Source organism: Pedobacter albus (assembly GCF_036324255.1).
Lineage (GTDB): Bacteria > Bacteroidota > Bacteroidia > Sphingobacteriales > Sphingobacteriaceae > Pedobacter > Pedobacter albus.
This window is the reverse complement of sequence record NZ_JAZDQT010000001.1, coordinates 494,210-508,910: the sequence shown is the minus strand read 5'-3', so window position 1 is coordinate 508,910 and position 14,701 is coordinate 494,210. Positions and strand designations below refer to the sequence as shown.

Genomic DNA, 14,701 nt, shown 5'->3' with positions numbered 1-14,701 from the left:
CATGGACCAAAAGCAGTCGTTAAGCGAAGTACACCAAAGTGTGGTAACCAATAAACGTACCGGCTGGAAACGGATTTTGGCCTTTATTGGTCCGGCTTACTTGGTAAGCGTGGGCTATATGGACCCCGGCAACTGGGCAACAGACATTGCCGGGGGTAGCAAGTTTGGCTATCAGCTCATTTGGGTGCTGCTCATGTCTAACCTCATCGCTTTGCTCCTCCAATCGCTCAGCGCGCGATTAGGCATTGTAAGAGGGCTCGATTTGGCTCAGGCTTCGCGAAATGCCTATCCGAAATGGGTAAATTTTCCGCTGTTTATTCTGGCCCAAACCGCTATTATTGCCTGCGACTTGGCCGAAATCATCGGAATGGCCATCGGCTTGAACCTCTTGTTCGGCCTTCCATTAATCTGGGGCATATCCATTACCATATTCGATACCGTATTGCTCCTTTTCCTGCTCAACAAAGGCATGCGCAAAATGGAGGCCTTTATCGTATCCATGGTATTTATCGTTGGCATTTCTTTTTTGGTAGAGATGTTTATCGTAGAACCTTCCCTCAAAGAAATCGCCAAGGGCTTTGAGCCTTCGTTGCTTTCGGGCGAGGCACTTTACATTGCCATCGGCATTATTGGAGCCACGGTAATGCCACACAACCTGTACCTACACTCCTCTTTGGTGCAAACACGGAAATTTGAACGCGACAACAAAGGCATTAAAGAGGCCATCAAATTCAATTTTGTCGACACAGCGGTTGCACTAAATCTGGCATTTTTTGTCAATGCAGCCATTTTGATCCTAGCGGCGGCGGCTTTCTTTAAAAACGGTTTTCATCATGTAGCGGAAATACAGGATGCACACCGCTTGTTGAACAATATTTTTGGTTCGGTTGCCCCCGCCCTCTTTGCCATCGCCTTAATTGCTGCCGGACAAAGCTCTACCGTAACCGGAACTTTGGCTGGTCAAATTATCATGGAAGGCCATTTGAACTTAAGAATACAACCTTGGCTACGCCGATTGATTACCCGTTTACTGGCCATTATTCCGGCATTTTGTACCATCCTCTTTTTTGGCGACGATGCCTTGGGAGGCTTGTTAATCTTAAGCCAGGTGGTACTGAGTCTGCAATTGGGTTTTGCCATTATCCCGCTCATCCACCTTACTTCCGACAAAAACGAAATGAAAGGCTTTGCCATTAAACCTTGGGTCAAGCTATTGGCCTGGACAAGCGCCATTGTCATTGTAAGCCTCAACATTAAATTGGTGATCGAAGAAATCAGTACCTGGCGAGCAACAGCTGGTGGCTGGTATATCGATGTAATTGTAATTCCTGTGGCTATTTTAACGGCCTTGCTGTTGGTTTACATTTTTATCTATCCGCTCATCAGTAAAAGACAGCGTGTTGGCAATGTGCCACACGGTGATGCTTTGGCCATTAGCAATATTGAAAAAATCAGCTACCATAAGATCGGAATTACGGTAGATTTTTCGGCCAATGACCGAAATACCATCAGACACGCACTGATTCAAGGTGGGAAAAATGCTCATTATTACCTTATCCATGTGGTAGAAACTGCAGTGGCTCGCTACCATGGCCAAAAAGCAATGGACCACGAAACACAAACCGACACCGAAAATCTCGAAAAATACAGGTTAAACCTGATGGATTTAGGCTACGAATCGAGTACGCACATCGGTTTTGGTGGCACCGCAAAGGCCATTGCCAACATCAGCAAGCAAAACAACATCGAACTATTGGTGATGGGTGCGCATGGGCACAAGGGCCTTAAAGATCTTATTTTCGGCACAACGGTCGATTCGGTAAGGCACAAAGTGGATATCCCCGTGCTTATTGTGCGCTAACGCTTAAAATAGGCAAGCACTTTTTTGAGTTCGGCAACATTCATAAACCCTTCGTACTGGAAGCAGATTTGATTATTTGCATCGAGAATGGTTAAAAACGGAAAAGCCATTTGTTTTTCATCAGACATTAGGGCTATCGCCAATTCATGGACACCTTTGCTGGCTTTAAAAACAAAGGTATGTCCACGATAGCTAATTGGCGACTTTTCTTCCGCATTCAAGGCAATCCAATAATAGTTTTGTTTAAGTTCTTCTTGTATTGTCCGGGCATTAAATACTTGCTGTTCCATCGCCTTGCAATAGCTGCACCAATCAGTATAAACAAATACCAGCACCTTGCGTTGCGCTATTTTTTGCAAACTATCCAATTGCTTAAAGCCAAAAGCCCGCGATTGGGATTTCGCAGGCCCCAACCCCAAAAGCATTACCCATATCACTAACAGCTTCTTCATGCTAATTGATGGTTAGGCGAACACCTAAAAATCCCCGGATGCCCTGATTGGGTGCATACACATAATTAGGATCGAAAGTCAAAGCATAAGGATTGTCGGGCGTTGGCACGACCTGTCCATTGGCCCCAAACTGTACGTTTTTATCAAAAGGGTCATTCGCACGTGCGATGATAAATGGAGTTCCTTTGTTTGGCGTAAAGTTCAGGAGGTTTTTAACACCACCATAAATTTCAATACGCTTAAAACCGCTATAGGTGAATTGGATATTCTGGATGCTCCAGGTTGGCGAAAAAGGCCTTCGCGGATCTAAGCCCCCCAACAAGGGCAAACGCATCGGCCCATATACATTACCCGTATAATCGATAGCCAAATGTATTTTATTGATTTTATACGAAACGGCCCATGTACCCGAAAATTTCTCGGTTAACAGCTGTTGTTTCCTGATTCCATTTTCGGTTAGGCTTACATCCTGGTAGGTTAAACCGATATTTGCCTTTAAGCCGTTAGCCAAAGCCATGTCTATGTTGCCGGTTAAGCCTTTGCTCACGGCATGGCCATTCAGGTTGTTGTAAATAATCTGATTGGGATTGGTTTCAAAATCGCCTACAATCCGGTTGTTGAAATAGGTATAAAAGGCTGACAAATCGAAGCCAAAAAACGAGCCATTATCCAAATAAACCTTGGCTAAATAATTAAGGTTCACGTTATAGGTACGCTCAGGCTTTAGCTGGTCGTGCACCACCACCTCACGTGCGCCCGTTAAGGCCGCATGATCTTCGGTAAACAAATTGACCACCCTAAATCCTGTCCCAGCATTCAACCTGATGATGTTTTGCTCGTTTACACTCCATTTATAGGCCAACCTCGGTGTTAAAATATGGCCGTGTATCGAGTTGTAATCGTACCTTAAACCAGCCAATAACGAATGAGCTTTGCTCAATTTCATTTCGTCTTGTACAAATATGCCCGGCAAAAATGTACGCTCGGGTTGGTTACGCTGATTGGCCAAATCGGCGGAAGCTGTTGCTGGCGTATTGTCGTCATAATAGGTGTAGCGCAATGCCGAACCGAAAAGCAAATCGTGCAGGCCAATTTTCTTGTCCCAGGTAAGCTGACTGAAGGCTATATTTTGTTGCGCGAGGTAAGGCACATCGCCATACCTGCTGTTCTGGTCGTGATGGGTTAAGGAAAAAGCCAAGAAAAATTTTTCCTTGATGGGCAACTGGTAATTGCCAATCAGTTCGAACCTTTTGGTGTAAATGCTTTCACCGTACACCTCGTTTCCGCCTCGGTAAGATTTGTTCCAATTCATTTCTCCACCCCACCTGTCTTCATACAAAAAACGACCAGCTAGCGAAAACAGCCTGTTGTCTTGACGGTCGATATTCCATTTTTGAAACAGCGAAATCCGGTTTTGCAAGGTTACATCGGTAAAACCGTCGTGGTTATGGTCAGCCTTGTTTTGAAAATTGAAATAATTAATGCCGGTAAGCACAGCCACCTTTGGCGATACATTCACTTTAAAACCCAAATCCGTATTGTACTCGCCATAACCGGTAGCCATGGCATCGGCCGAGAACAAGGCGGCATTCTGTACCTTTTTGGTAATGATATTGATCAAGCCCCCTACCGCCTCGCTCCCATACAGTGACGAAGCCGGGCCTTTAACCACTTCAATCCGTTCTACCAGTGCATTCGGGATGCCCGACAAACCATAAACCGTTGATAAACTGCTCACGATTGGCATTCCATCTATCAACACCATGGTATAAGGCCCTTCCAAGCCATTAATATGGATATCACCCGTATTGCAAATGTTGCAGTTGAGCTGAGGCCTTACACCGTTCACATTTTGCAAAGCGTCGAATATACTGGGCGTAGGATTTTTCTTGAAAAATTGAGCGGTATAAATCTCAACCGGCACCGGACTTTCTAGTCGTTTGATTTCTTTTTGCGTGCCCGTAACCACTACTTCATTCAGCTTTTCATCGATGGTTGCTAAAACAATAGGCAAGAACAGCGTATCTTTTTGTAGCTGAATCGGCATTGTTAGCGTTTTATAGCCTATGGCATTCACCTTAAGCGTGTAGTTGCCCGGTTCCAGCTTTGCCAATACAAAACCGCCTAAGCTATCGGTTACTGCGCCAATACCCAGACCTACCAACTGCACGCTTGCCTTGTGTATAGGTTCTTTGCCATCTGAGATCTTACCGCTTACTTGAATAAGCTGCGCGTTTGCTTCTACAAACAGAAAAATAAACAAAACAGGGAGGATAATTCTTTTCATGATCAAATATTAGTCTTGCAAAAATATAAATTTAGATTAATCTAAAAAATAAATCAATAATAGTATTTTATATATTTTGACTTACCTTAATCAGTCATACCAAAAAGCAACTTTGATGCAAATATAGAAGTCAAACATATCAAATGCAATATAGTTGCATTTAAAAATTCTCAAACAACTTTTTAAGTATTTAAAGCGGAAAGCGAACAAATGAGGATTTTAGCTAATAAATACCGATATTTGCGTTATGTCAAAGGATATACAGATCAAAAACAAAAGAGCTTATTTCGATTACCACATCTTGGAGAGTTTTGTGGCCGGCATTGCTTTGCTAGGCACCGAAATCAAATCGATAAGGCAGGGAAAGGCCAATATGACCGACGCTTTCTGTATGTTTATTGGCGACAACCTGTATGTAAGAAACCTGCACATCTCCGAATACAGCCATAGCTCTTTTTACCACCACGACATCAAAAGAGATCGAGTTTTGCTTTTGCAAAAAAGAGAGCTCAAAAAACTGAAGGTTAAGGGCGAAGAAAAAGGCTATACCATTGTGCCTTTGCGTATTTTCACCAACGAAAGAGGCTTTGCCAAAATCGAAATCGCCTTGGCGCAGGGCAAGAAGGAATTCGACAAACGCGACAGCATCAAAGAGCGGGAAAGCAAGCGCGAAATGGATAGAGCCTTGAAGTTTTAGGGCTTAGTTTGCTGGTTGATGGTCCATAGTCGATAGTCCACAGTCGATAGTTAAAGAGGATACAGCTGAAAGTTTGTTAGTCGATAGTCCACGGTCGATAGTCAAAGAGGCTACAGCTGAAAGACTAAAGCTTAAAGACCAAAGTAAATAAAGCTTTCTTTAGACGAACAACATCTTATGGGCCAAAACAACAACTAAGCAGGCAATAGGCGCTTAGCAGTTAGGCTATCTAATGAAACCATTTAGCAATTCAGCAATTCAACCGTTTAACAATCCAACAATAAGCCAATCCTCCAATAAACTAATCAGCTAACGGATTACCAAGCCTGGTCGCCTACCAGAGGCACAAAGCGGAAAGTGTCTAGTTCAATTTTATCGTAGTCGTTCTCGCTTACGCGGATTACCGTGAGCATTTTCTGCGATTTTTCGTCGCCTACCGGAATAACTAGGATACCTCCTATTTTCAGCTGTTTCAAAAGCAGTTCGGGCACAAAGGGCGCACCGGCGGTCACAATAATCTTGTCGTAGGGCGCATGTTCTTCAATGCCTTTAGAGCCATCGCCTAAAAAGAAATTGGCTTTATAGCCCATGCCCGGCAACACTTTAATGGTATGTGCATACAAATTGGCCTGACGTTCGATGGTGTAAACCTTGGCGCCAAGTTCCAGCAGGATACAAGTCTGATAACCCGAACCGGTACCGATTTCCAATACCTTATCGCCTTTTTGGATATGCAGCAATTCTGTTTGGTAAGCTACGGTATAGGGTTGCGAAATGGTTTGTCCATCGCCAATCGGAAAAGCAATGTCCTTATAGGCCTGGTTCCAAAAAGTTTCGTCGAAGAAGAAATGACGAGGCACCTTGCCTATGGCTTTCAATACGCGCTCATCGCCGATGCCTCTTTCCCTCAATAATACAACCAGTTTCTTTCTTGCTCCCTGTTCTCGGTAATTATCTACAAACTTATACGCCATCTTGTTCCAAAAATAAGGGTTTAAACAGTAAATCGGGTTATTTTTATTTCGTGTTGGCGATTATTTGCCGATAACCAACACAAAATCAATCCCAAAAATTATCCACAAAACCACAAGGCTCAAAAAATATGTTCAAACAGTTACAGATGTACTAGTAAATCGCCAAATAATTTCTACTTTTGAAATCGATATATATTCCTATTATAGTATGAAAAGATTTTTGGCGAGTGTTTTTTGTTTATTGGTTTCATCGGTTGCTTTTGCACAATTAGACGGCAACTACAACTACAGCATCGGATTGCGTGCCTATAGTTTGATGCAGATGCCTAAAATATTAAACCAGGTCAACTCTCAAGATTACACCCATACTTATGCCAATGGTGTTCTTATCAAATTTAACGACAACCAAATCGGTTATCGATTAAGCGGAAATTATTTCAGAAGCAACGCTAGCTTCTTTAACCAGTGCACCAATTGCGAAATTGCCACTGGAAAATCAACTGATTATTCGTTTAAGCTAGGTTTTGAAAAAAGCATCAACTACGCCACCATACAACCTTATTTTGGTGCCGATGCAGGTTTCCGTGCCAACCGCTTTACGGGCGAAATCAAGAGCAACAATACCAAAAGCAACAGCCTGCCTTATATGGCCGATGCAGATAAAAACGGCTTCGTTTTTGCACCCGTGCTAGGCATCAAGATAAATCCGGTTAAAAACATCTCTATTTTTGCCGAAACAAGTTTGGATTTCTACTATTCGTACGAACGCCAAGAAACCACCCAACAAGATGCGGGCAACACACGTACTTTTGTAAAATACAACAAATGGGAATTCTTGCTTAACCCTGTTTCGGTAGGCATACAGGTTCATTTGGTAGGCCGAAACTAATAAGGGTCTACATCTATTTGCGTAATCACGCTCTTAAAGTCTTTTTGGGCGTTAAAATCCCTAATGGTATCTTTTAAGATGGTTTTCACCTTTTGTACAGGGGCTACCTTTTCTATTTTAATGATGATCTGCTTGATGTAGTAGTTTCTGATGCGGGCTACCAAGGGCTGTTCTGGTCCTAAGATCCTGCTCCCCAACTGTTGCCTAAGTGCACTGGCCAACTGATTGGAGGCTAATTGAAGCACATTGGCATCCTTGTGTTTTACGTTTACAAAAATCAAACGGGTAAATGGCGGATAGTTAAATTGCTTGCGTTCGTCCATTTCGTCGGCATACATTTGCAGGTAGTCGTTCTCCATCACCTGTTTAATGATCCGATGCGACTCGTCGTAGGCCTGGATACATACTTTCCCCTGCTTATCTCTCCTGCCCGCTCTTCCGGCAACTTGGGCCAACAACTGGTAGCTGCGTTCAAATGCCCTAAAATCGGGGTAATTGAGCAAGGTATCGGCATTGATCACGCCAATGAGGCTCACATTATCAAAATCGAGCCCTTTGGCTACCATTTGCGTGCCAATAAGCACCTGCGTTTTTTTATCCTGAAAATCGGAGATGATTTGTTGCAGACTGTTTTTGGTGCGGGTGCTATCCAAATCCAGACGGGCCATTTTTGCTTCGGGAAAAATAAGGCTCAGCTCCTCCTCTATCCTTTCGGTGCCAAATCCTTTTTGTTCGATATGCACCGAACCACAAGCCGGACAAATGTTAATACTCGACTGGTGGTAGCCGCAATAATGGCAGTGCAGCTTGCCACTGGTTTTATGGTAAGTAAGGCTTACATCGCAGTTTACGCATTTAGGCGCATAGCCACAGGTTGCGCAAATCAAAATGGTGGCATAGCCCCTACGGTTTTGGAATAAGATAACCTGTTCTTTATTTTCAAGCGCCGTGGCCATATCGTCGATGAGCACGCTGGTAAAATAAGAAGTCATTTTTTTACGCTTGGTTTCTTCGGCAATGCTTACTACTTGTTGCAGGGGCAATTGTACGCCTCCAAATCTTTCGTTCAAGGTAACCAGCGCATATTTGTCGGTTTGCGCATTGTAAAAACTCTCGATAGACGGCGTTGCCGATCCGAGTACCACTTTGGCCTGATGCAGGTGCGCCAAAAAAACGGCAGCATCGCGGGCTTGGTAGCGGGGCGCGGGCTCGTGCTGCTTGTACGAAGCTTCGTGTTCTTCGTCAACCACAATCAGTTTGAGTTCTTTAAAAGGCAGAAAAACAGCAGATCTGGCGCCCAGCACCACTTGGTAAGCTCCGTTTACCACTTTGTTCCAAATTTCAACGCGTTCGTTATCATTGAATTTAGAATGGTAAACCCCAATTTTATCGCCAAAATACTGCTTAATGCGTTCTACAATTTGGGTAGTCAATGCAATTTCGGGCAACAGGAACAATACTTGTCCGCCATTGGCGATGGCCTTTTCTATCAGTTTAATGTAGAGCTGCGTTTTGCCCGATGCGGTAATGCCGTGCAACAGCACCACGTCTTTTTCTTCAAAGCCTTGCTGCACTTCGTTAAAGGCATGCAGCTGCGCAGGGCTGAGTTCAAAATTCACTTCAAATTCATCGCCCATCTGATTTAAACGGCTTACCTGTCTTTTTTCCAGGCTAAAAATATCCTTATCCAATAAGGCCTTGAGGGCCGCTTGTCCACAGGCGCTTTCTTCGAGTAACAGTTGCCTTGGAACAGCCTGATCGGTTCGCGACAGCTTGAGGTAAGCCAACAAGGCATCCAATTGTTTAGGCGCCCGCTCTAAAATGGCAAAAAGCTGTTTCAGGTTTTCCTGGTCTTTATAAAAAGGATTGAGTTTGATGAAGGATTTGAGCAGTGGTTTGTATTTTTCGACCACCTCTTCGGCCACAAAAATAATTTCTTTGGCAATGAGCGAATTGATAATGGGATAAACGGTTTTTTGCCCCAGTAATTCAACTACATCGTCTATGCTCATGCGCTGCTGTTTTTGCAACACTTGAAAAATAAGGTTTTCTTTTTCGCTCAGCACCAGTTCTTCGGGCAATTCCTCTCTGATCACCAAAATGGTTTCGCTGGCCAGTTTCAGTCCGGTAGGCAGGGCGGCCGACATCACATCGCCTTCGTTGCAGAGATAATAGGATGCGATCCAATCCCAAAACTCGAACTGTTTTTCGTTAATTACGGGTATATCATCCACGACGTCGATAATATACTTGGCCTGATAAAATTCTGGGGGTTGCGTACAAATGCTTTTAACCAGCGCCGTATACATCTTATGCTTGCCAAACTGCACCACTACCCTTTTGCCTATCGCAATGCGGTCGTTCAGCTCATAAGGAACCCTATAGGTATAGTTAATGGCCAGCGATAAGGGCAATATCACTTCCACAAAGAGGGTTTCTCTTTCAGCAAAATCGGTAGGCTCGGCAAATTGCATTATTTATCTCTTAATGCGGCCATAAATAGGCTAATCCAGCCCAAAATAAAACACAGGCCACCAATTGGCGTAATCGGACCAATGAAGCCCGCAAAAGCGAGATGGAAACTGTCTTTTAGTGCCAATAGATATAGTGAACCCGAGAACAATACGATGCCCAAGGTAAAAAACACGTAAGCAAATCCGATAAGCTTGTTTTTATAGCGAGCAAAGGTAGAGAGGTACAACAGGGCAAAAGTATGGTAAAACTGGTACTCTACCCCTTTCTGCCATATGGCTAAATCAAGGGCGCTGATGGAGTTTTTAAGTCCGTGCGCACCAAAAGCACCTAGTACAACTGCCAATGCTCCAAAAAAAGCTGCAGTGAGGATGATCCGTTTATTCATGAGTTATCGGCTTTATACGATTGCTAAATTAAGAAAATGCCCTTATAATCTCTGTAATCGCAAAATTAAATTAAATTTGTGAAGAAGACCATGAAAAGAATTTACATCATACTCAGTGTTTTATTGCTCGGAATCATAGCGATGGTCTATGTATATTTTTCTAACCTGAATACCGAAGCCAATGCCAATGATTTATCCTTGAATGCCGCCGTTGCCAATTCTGGAGTAATATTCAGTTTTGAGAACGACAAGAGCTTTTACGAAATCCTCAGTGGCCAAAACCTTTTTCAGCCCCTGCTTGGCGAAACAAAGACGGCTTCGATCAGGTCTTTAAAGGCAAATCTCATCGATCAGCCCGAAATCAACCGCTTGATTGAAGGCCAAAAGATCTATGTAGCTTTTGTGCCTGGAACCAACAATACCATCGATTTTATCGTGAGCACGCAGCTTAAGTCCAGCATCAAAAAGAAGATCTCTTTGCCTGATTTAGGCATCAAAAACGCCAAAATCAAACAAACGGGAACAAGCTACGAATTGAGTTTTGCAGACAGCACAACTTGCTTTATCGCCATTGAAGACCAGCTGGTGATGGTATCGAATACCTTGGAAGCCATCCAGCAGTCGCTACACCCTAAAACTGCGGTAGACCACGATTTTACGGCCTACATTAAAGCCAACAGCCGTTTCAGCAAAAACACTTTGGCCAGCCTTTACCTTAATTTCAATAAAATGCCTTTGCTGTTGCAGCAAATATTGAACAGCAACCTTAACGGCGAGTTGGGCATTTTTAACAAGCAAAACAGCTATGCTTCGCTCAGCTATAATTTCAGCAGGGAAAAACTGTTGTTCAACGGCAGCACCACGGTTAACGATGCCAACAGCTATTATCAGTTGTTTTCGAAAATCCAAGAGCAGAAAATCAGCATCAATACCATCGTTCCGGATAAAACAGCCAACTACAGCCTTTATGCCATTGGCGATTATGCGAGCTGGAAAAAGGACCTTGACCATTGGGTGGCCAAACAAAAGGACGGCGAAAAAATTGGCAAAACAACAGCAAACATCCGAGAAAAATACGGCTTGGACCTGGACCAGATTTTTCCGAAGTATTTCAAAAACGAACTGATTGCTTTTCAGCTGAATACCGGCGAGAAATTTGGCGCAATCGCCCTCAGCAACGGCGAAAAGGTTAACCAGCTTTTGTTGGACATCAGCGCCTCTTATGCACCCGACATCAGGATTTTCAAGGAAAACAATATCCCCTATAGCTATTTTGGCGAACCTTTCAAAAAATTCGAACGGCCCTTCTTCACCATCATAGACAATTATTTGGTGATGGCCAACAATGCCAGCAGCGTACAGGTGTTTTTAAACAGCTACAAAAACAACCAGCTGTTGGTTAACGACGACGCCTACCAAGGCCTGGCCGACCAGCTTTCTTCTTCGAGCACGATTTCGTTCTATGTAGGCAACAAAAACGCCAATGATATTTTTGGGCGCAACCTCAAACCGGCTTATTACAAACAGTATCAATCGAAAAACGGGCTAAGAACTTTTGATTCTTTTTGTTATCAACTAGCGGGTGATAATGGAAAGTTTTTGACTAATTTGCTTTTGTATAAAAAGCCGGAAGCAGTTACTGCCAAGGCCGATACTTTGCAAACTACTCCCTAGTGGCCATGAAAAAAAAATACCTCCTATTGTTCGGATTAAGCTGCCTGTTTAGCCAACTCCATGCGCAGCAATACGCCCTGTTTAATACCCGAACCCTGTTCGATGCGTTTGAAAATCCGGCAGTAAAGGCCTTTACCTTGGATAGTTCGGGCAAATACGCCTCCAATTTTCTTTTCCCCAATTTAGGGCTCAACGCGGCAGGCGGAGGCAGTGCGCAGGATGTACTGAGGAAACTGGCCCAAGAACAGGTAAACGATACCCGAAACCTGCCTATCGGTACAGGAGCCATCAACAAACTCTATCAACAGACCAATTTATATGTACTTACTTTCAGGATCTTCAACTCTTACAAGTACAACCAGGAAATCGGCTTTGCCTGGCAGATCCGATCGGATGCACAGGTAGCCTACACCAACGAATCGCTAGCTATTTTCGATTCCTACAAACGCTTCCAGGACGTACCTTACACCGATATCTTCAACGATAAGGGCTACGCCCAATCGTACCATCAGTTTAGTGTAAGTATTCGAGAAAACTGGGACAAAAGATTGGCATTTGGTGTCAAATTAAGCCTGTTGAGCGGCATTACTTACAATTCGATCCGCATAGACAATTCTTATATTTTTGCTGATACTTTTAACGACCGCCTAGACCTTGGCCTTAACGGCACCTACAAAGGCAGCTTTATACAAAGCGACGAAATCAACAAGAACACCTTTATTCCCACCTTTAAAAACCCAGGGATATCTATTAGCTTGGGCACGACCTATACTTCCAAGTCGGGTTATTTCATTATGGGTAACATCAAGGATTTAGGTTTTATCAGATGGAGCAAAAGCTCGCATGTGGCAAAATTCAATCAGCTCAAAAGCATTTATGAGCTTTCTACCCGCAGCAATTCGGAAATCAACCAAGAAATTACCGACATGGCACGAGACATAGACCAGCAAAAAGGCTTCTTTGCCGCGACCAATGCCAAAGCGGATTTTCTGGTTTCCAGAACCTTCGGCTTCTACAAACCTAGTTTTATCGTTTCCAAAAATCTTTTCCACCCAGGTGGCGATGTAGCTTTGGTCAACACTTTTAAGATCGACAAGTTTGCCGCTAGCGTAACACCCTTATACAATTTCAATAATTTTATGATGGTTGGTTTGCAGGCCATGTACCAAACGCCAAATTTCGAATTCTTTTTAGGCACCGACAATATTGGCAAAACCATTTCGCTGGGCAAAGGCATTAACCAAAGCGATGCAAGCGTGGGCAGCGGCTATGTGGGTGGCTCATTTTACCTGGGTATGGGCATTAAATTTGGCCGTACGGTAGAACATCCGCAAAACCTGAGTACCATGCCAGGCGTAAACGGCGAAAAGGTATACAAAGGCTTTTTCAGGAGCATGTACGAGTTCTTCAGGAAATGGTAGTGCAAAAGCAATAGTTAATGGACCATAGACCATAGTCTATATACTCAGATAACCTAAAGCTTGTTTTTCGGCGTGGTAAATACGAAATCTTTCAGGTAGAACGGCTCAAAGTAGGCTACATCTTCGAAAGCTTTTCGATGGAAAGCCTCGTAGGCAAGCTTGCTCATGTAAGTGGCCGAATTGAAATTTATAGCAGAAAAATGGGCATTGGGATGTTCCAACACGGGAGCACATTTGGCTGCCCCGTCGCCGATAAAGGTTACAAAATGATTGTCCAGCTCTAATACAAAGCTTTTTTCGTCTATAATTTTGGCATTTACGGCTTCTAAGCTTTGCAATTTGTTGTCGTATACGGCAGTAAAAACCTCCATTCGTCGGGCATCGATCATCGGACAGATCAATCCGCCATAATTAGGATGATTCTCCAAAAAGCCATTGGCCATCATTTGCAGGGTTCCAATAGCAATCAAGGGCTTGTCTAAGGCAAAGCAGAGGCCTTTGGCCGTCGATACGCCAATTCTTAATCCGGTGTAAGAACCTGGGCCCTTGCTTATGGCAATGGCATCTAATTGGGCATAGCTGAGTTTGGCCATTTGCAACACTTCGTCGATAAACAAAGTGAGGTTGGCCGCATGGATATGCTGACCGGCCTGCTCCTTAAGCGCAACAGTCGTTCCATTTACCGACAAAGCAACCGAGCAAACCGGCGTAGCCGTTTCTATTTGAAGTATTGTAGCCATTTTCAGGCACAAAAGTAAAGATTAAAGGGCAAAGACTTGGGGTTAATGATAAATAATCTTTTAATTGTTGATGGACCATAGACCATAGACTAAAGACTAAAGACTAAAGGTAGAAGGTGGAAGGCGGAAGGTTGAGGGCAAAAGACCACGGGCTATAGACTATGGACTATGGACTACCCCCTCTAAGGAACCGGATCATGGCCGTGCCTGCCCCAGGGATGGCAGCTGGCAATGCGTTTCAGCGTAAGCCATCCGCCCTTAAACGGTCCGTGCTTTTTAATAGCCTCCACCCCATATTGCGAACAGGTAGGCGTAAAACGGCAGCTTGCCCCCAACAAAGGCGACAAAAAGAGCTGATAGAGCTTAATAATGCCCAGGAAAAGCCAAGAAAACAATTGCTTAATGAATTTCATCGGCTGGCTGGATTTGGGAAACTAATTTTTGGAGCGCGCCCGAAAGCTTCTTCTCAAAAACGCTATAATCGTATTTGGCTTTGCCTACGTATTGCAAAGACAGCAGCAACAACTGGTCGGGCTGATTTAGAAAAGGATAAAGCTTTGCTTCTTTCTGCAGGCGATAGGCTTCGCGGGTACGTCTTTTGATCAGGTTTCGATCAACCGCATGTTTGTAGCGCTTTTTGGCTACGTTGATGACCACCTGTGCGGGATATTTGTGCGGTTCGGCTACCAGCAGAAAGGTAATGCGAAAGGGATATAATAAAAAAGAAGAACCGTTTTTAAATAGTAAGTCTAAATATTTCTTACTACACAACCGTTCTTCTTTGTTAAATCTATTCATTTTTGATTGCAGTTTGGCAGCATAGCTGATCTGCTAACTCCCCTATTG

Annotated in this window: 13 protein-coding genes; 5 read left to right on the top strand and 8 right to left on the bottom strand. The window is 43.7% G+C overall.

Going from position 1 to position 14,701, the window contains the following annotated elements:
- Nucleotide 1: 1 nt before the first annotated feature.
- Entirely contained in the window at nucleotides 2-1,861 is a 1,860-nt protein-coding gene (locus tag VRU48_RS02110; RefSeq protein WP_330106279.1) for an Nramp family divalent metal transporter, read from the top strand.
- On the opposite strand, the gene VRU48_RS02105 is transcribed toward VRU48_RS02110, so the two are convergent.
- Both VRU48_RS02105 and VRU48_RS02100 read right to left on the bottom strand, forming a co-directional pair.
- Nucleotides 1,858-2,313: a thioredoxin family protein gene (locus VRU48_RS02105; protein ID WP_330106278.1), complete on the bottom strand. Its 456-nt coding sequence runs from the start codon at nucleotides 2,311-2,313 to the stop codon at nucleotides 1,858-1,860. The genes VRU48_RS02110 and VRU48_RS02105 overlap by 4 nt on opposite strands.
- 1 nt (nucleotide 2,314) lies before the next feature.
- Nucleotides 2,315-4,600: a TonB-dependent receptor gene (locus VRU48_RS02100; RefSeq protein WP_330106277.1), complete on the bottom strand. Its 2,286-nt coding sequence runs from the start codon at nucleotides 4,598-4,600 to the stop codon at nucleotides 2,315-2,317.
- Nucleotides 4,601-4,847: 247 nt separating this feature from the next.
- Here VRU48_RS02100 and smpB point away from each other — a divergent pair, with 247 nt between their 5' ends.
- Nucleotides 4,848-5,297, top strand: a complete 450-nt coding sequence (gene smpB / locus VRU48_RS02095; protein ID WP_199140940.1) for an SsrA-binding protein SmpB — start codon at nucleotides 4,848-4,850, stop codon at nucleotides 5,295-5,297.
- A 317-nt stretch (nucleotides 5,298-5,614) separates the two neighbouring features.
- On the opposite strand, the gene VRU48_RS02090 is transcribed toward smpB, so the two are convergent.
- Nucleotides 5,615-6,271, bottom strand: coding sequence for a protein-L-isoaspartate(D-aspartate) O-methyltransferase (locus tag VRU48_RS02090; protein ID WP_330106276.1), 657 nt, complete (start codon nucleotides 6,269-6,271; stop codon nucleotides 5,615-5,617).
- A 208-nt stretch (nucleotides 6,272-6,479) separates the two neighbouring features.
- On the opposite strand from VRU48_RS02090, the gene VRU48_RS02085 reads away from it, so the two are divergent.
- Nucleotides 6,480-7,160, top strand: coding sequence for a hypothetical protein (locus tag VRU48_RS02085; RefSeq protein WP_330106275.1), 681 nt, complete (start codon nucleotides 6,480-6,482; stop codon nucleotides 7,158-7,160).
- Here the strand turns inward: VRU48_RS02085 and priA are convergent.
- Both priA and VRU48_RS02075 read right to left on the bottom strand, forming a co-directional pair.
- Nucleotides 7,157-9,634: a replication restart helicase PriA gene (gene priA, locus VRU48_RS02080; protein ID WP_330106274.1), complete on the bottom strand. Its 2,478-nt coding sequence runs from the start codon at nucleotides 9,632-9,634 to the stop codon at nucleotides 7,157-7,159. The two genes, VRU48_RS02085 and priA, sit on opposite strands and share 4 nt — an antisense overlap.
- Entirely contained in the window at nucleotides 9,634-10,020 is a 387-nt protein-coding gene (locus tag VRU48_RS02075) for a DUF423 domain-containing protein (protein WP_330106273.1), read from the bottom strand. The genes priA and VRU48_RS02075 overlap by 1 nt, the downstream gene beginning before the upstream one ends.
- A 90-nt stretch (nucleotides 10,021-10,110) precedes the next feature.
- Here VRU48_RS02075 and VRU48_RS02070 point away from each other — a divergent pair, with 90 nt between their 5' ends.
- Both VRU48_RS02070 and VRU48_RS02065 read left to right on the top strand, forming a co-directional pair.
- On the top strand, nucleotides 10,111-11,694 hold the full coding sequence (locus VRU48_RS02070) for a hypothetical protein (protein WP_330106272.1): 1,584 nt from the start codon (nucleotides 10,111-10,113) through the stop codon (nucleotides 11,692-11,694).
- A gap of 5 nt (nucleotides 11,695-11,699) precedes the next feature.
- Nucleotides 11,700-13,115: a DUF5723 family protein gene (locus tag VRU48_RS02065; protein ID WP_330106271.1), complete on the top strand. Its 1,416-nt coding sequence runs from the start codon at nucleotides 11,700-11,702 to the stop codon at nucleotides 13,113-13,115.
- Nucleotides 13,116-13,168: 53 nt separating this feature from the next.
- Here the strand turns inward: VRU48_RS02065 and tsaB are convergent, their stop codons facing one another.
- The 3 genes from tsaB to rnpA form a co-directional block, all read right to left on the bottom strand.
- On the bottom strand, nucleotides 13,169-13,855 hold the full coding sequence (gene tsaB, locus VRU48_RS02060) for a tRNA (adenosine(37)-N6)-threonylcarbamoyltransferase complex dimerization subunit type 1 TsaB (RefSeq protein ID WP_330106270.1): 687 nt from the start codon (nucleotides 13,853-13,855) through the stop codon (nucleotides 13,169-13,171).
- A 182-nt stretch (nucleotides 13,856-14,037) separates the two neighbouring features.
- Entirely contained in the window at nucleotides 14,038-14,268 is a 231-nt protein-coding gene (yidD, locus tag VRU48_RS02055) for a membrane protein insertion efficiency factor YidD (protein ID WP_199140932.1), read from the bottom strand.
- A complete protein-coding gene (rnpA, locus tag VRU48_RS02050; protein ID WP_330106269.1) occupies nucleotides 14,255-14,653 on the bottom strand; it encodes a ribonuclease P protein component in 399 nt (132 codons plus the stop codon). Before rnpA ends, yidD begins: the two co-directional genes overlap by 14 nt.
- Nucleotides 14,654-14,701 lie beyond the last annotated feature (48 nt).

What these genes read in the sequence shown, in the direction of transcription:
- VRU48_RS02110 (WP_330106279.1), top strand. Translation starts at nt 2, where the DNA reads ATGGACCAAAAGCAGTCGTTAAGCGAAGTACACCAAAGTGTGGTAACC.
- VRU48_RS02065 (WP_330106271.1), top strand. Translation starts at nt 11,700, where the DNA reads ATGAAAAAAAAATACCTCCTATTGTTCGGATTAAGCTGCCTGTTTAGC.
- tsaB (WP_330106270.1), bottom strand. Translation starts at nt 13,855, where the DNA reads ATGGCTACAATACTTCAAATAGAAACGGCTACGCCGGTTTGCTCGGTT.
- VRU48_RS02100 (WP_330106277.1), bottom strand. Translation starts at nt 4,600, where the DNA reads ATGAAAAGAATTATCCTCCCTGTTTTGTTTATTTTTCTGTTTGTAGAA.
- priA (WP_330106274.1), bottom strand. Translation starts at nt 9,634, where the DNA reads ATGCAATTTGCCGAGCCTACCGATTTTGCTGAAAGAGAAACCCTCTTT.
- VRU48_RS02105 (WP_330106278.1), bottom strand. Translation starts at nt 2,313, where the DNA reads ATGAAGAAGCTGTTAGTGATATGGGTAATGCTTTTGGGGTTGGGGCCT.
- VRU48_RS02085 (WP_330106275.1), top strand. Translation starts at nt 6,480, where the DNA reads ATGAAAAGATTTTTGGCGAGTGTTTTTTGTTTATTGGTTTCATCGGTT.
- rnpA (WP_330106269.1), bottom strand. Translation starts at nt 14,653, where the DNA reads ATGAATAGATTTAACAAAGAAGAACGGTTGTGTAGTAAGAAATATTTA.
- smpB (WP_199140940.1), top strand. Translation starts at nt 4,848, where the DNA reads ATGTCAAAGGATATACAGATCAAAAACAAAAGAGCTTATTTCGATTAC.
- yidD (WP_199140932.1), bottom strand. Translation starts at nt 14,268, where the DNA reads ATGAAATTCATTAAGCAATTGTTTTCTTGGCTTTTCCTGGGCATTATT.
- VRU48_RS02090 (WP_330106276.1), bottom strand. Translation starts at nt 6,271, where the DNA reads ATGGCGTATAAGTTTGTAGATAATTACCGAGAACAGGGAGCAAGAAAG.
- VRU48_RS02070 (WP_330106272.1), top strand. Translation starts at nt 10,111, where the DNA reads ATGAAAAGAATTTACATCATACTCAGTGTTTTATTGCTCGGAATCATA.
- VRU48_RS02075 (WP_330106273.1), bottom strand. Translation starts at nt 10,020, where the DNA reads ATGAATAAACGGATCATCCTCACTGCAGCTTTTTTTGGAGCATTGGCA.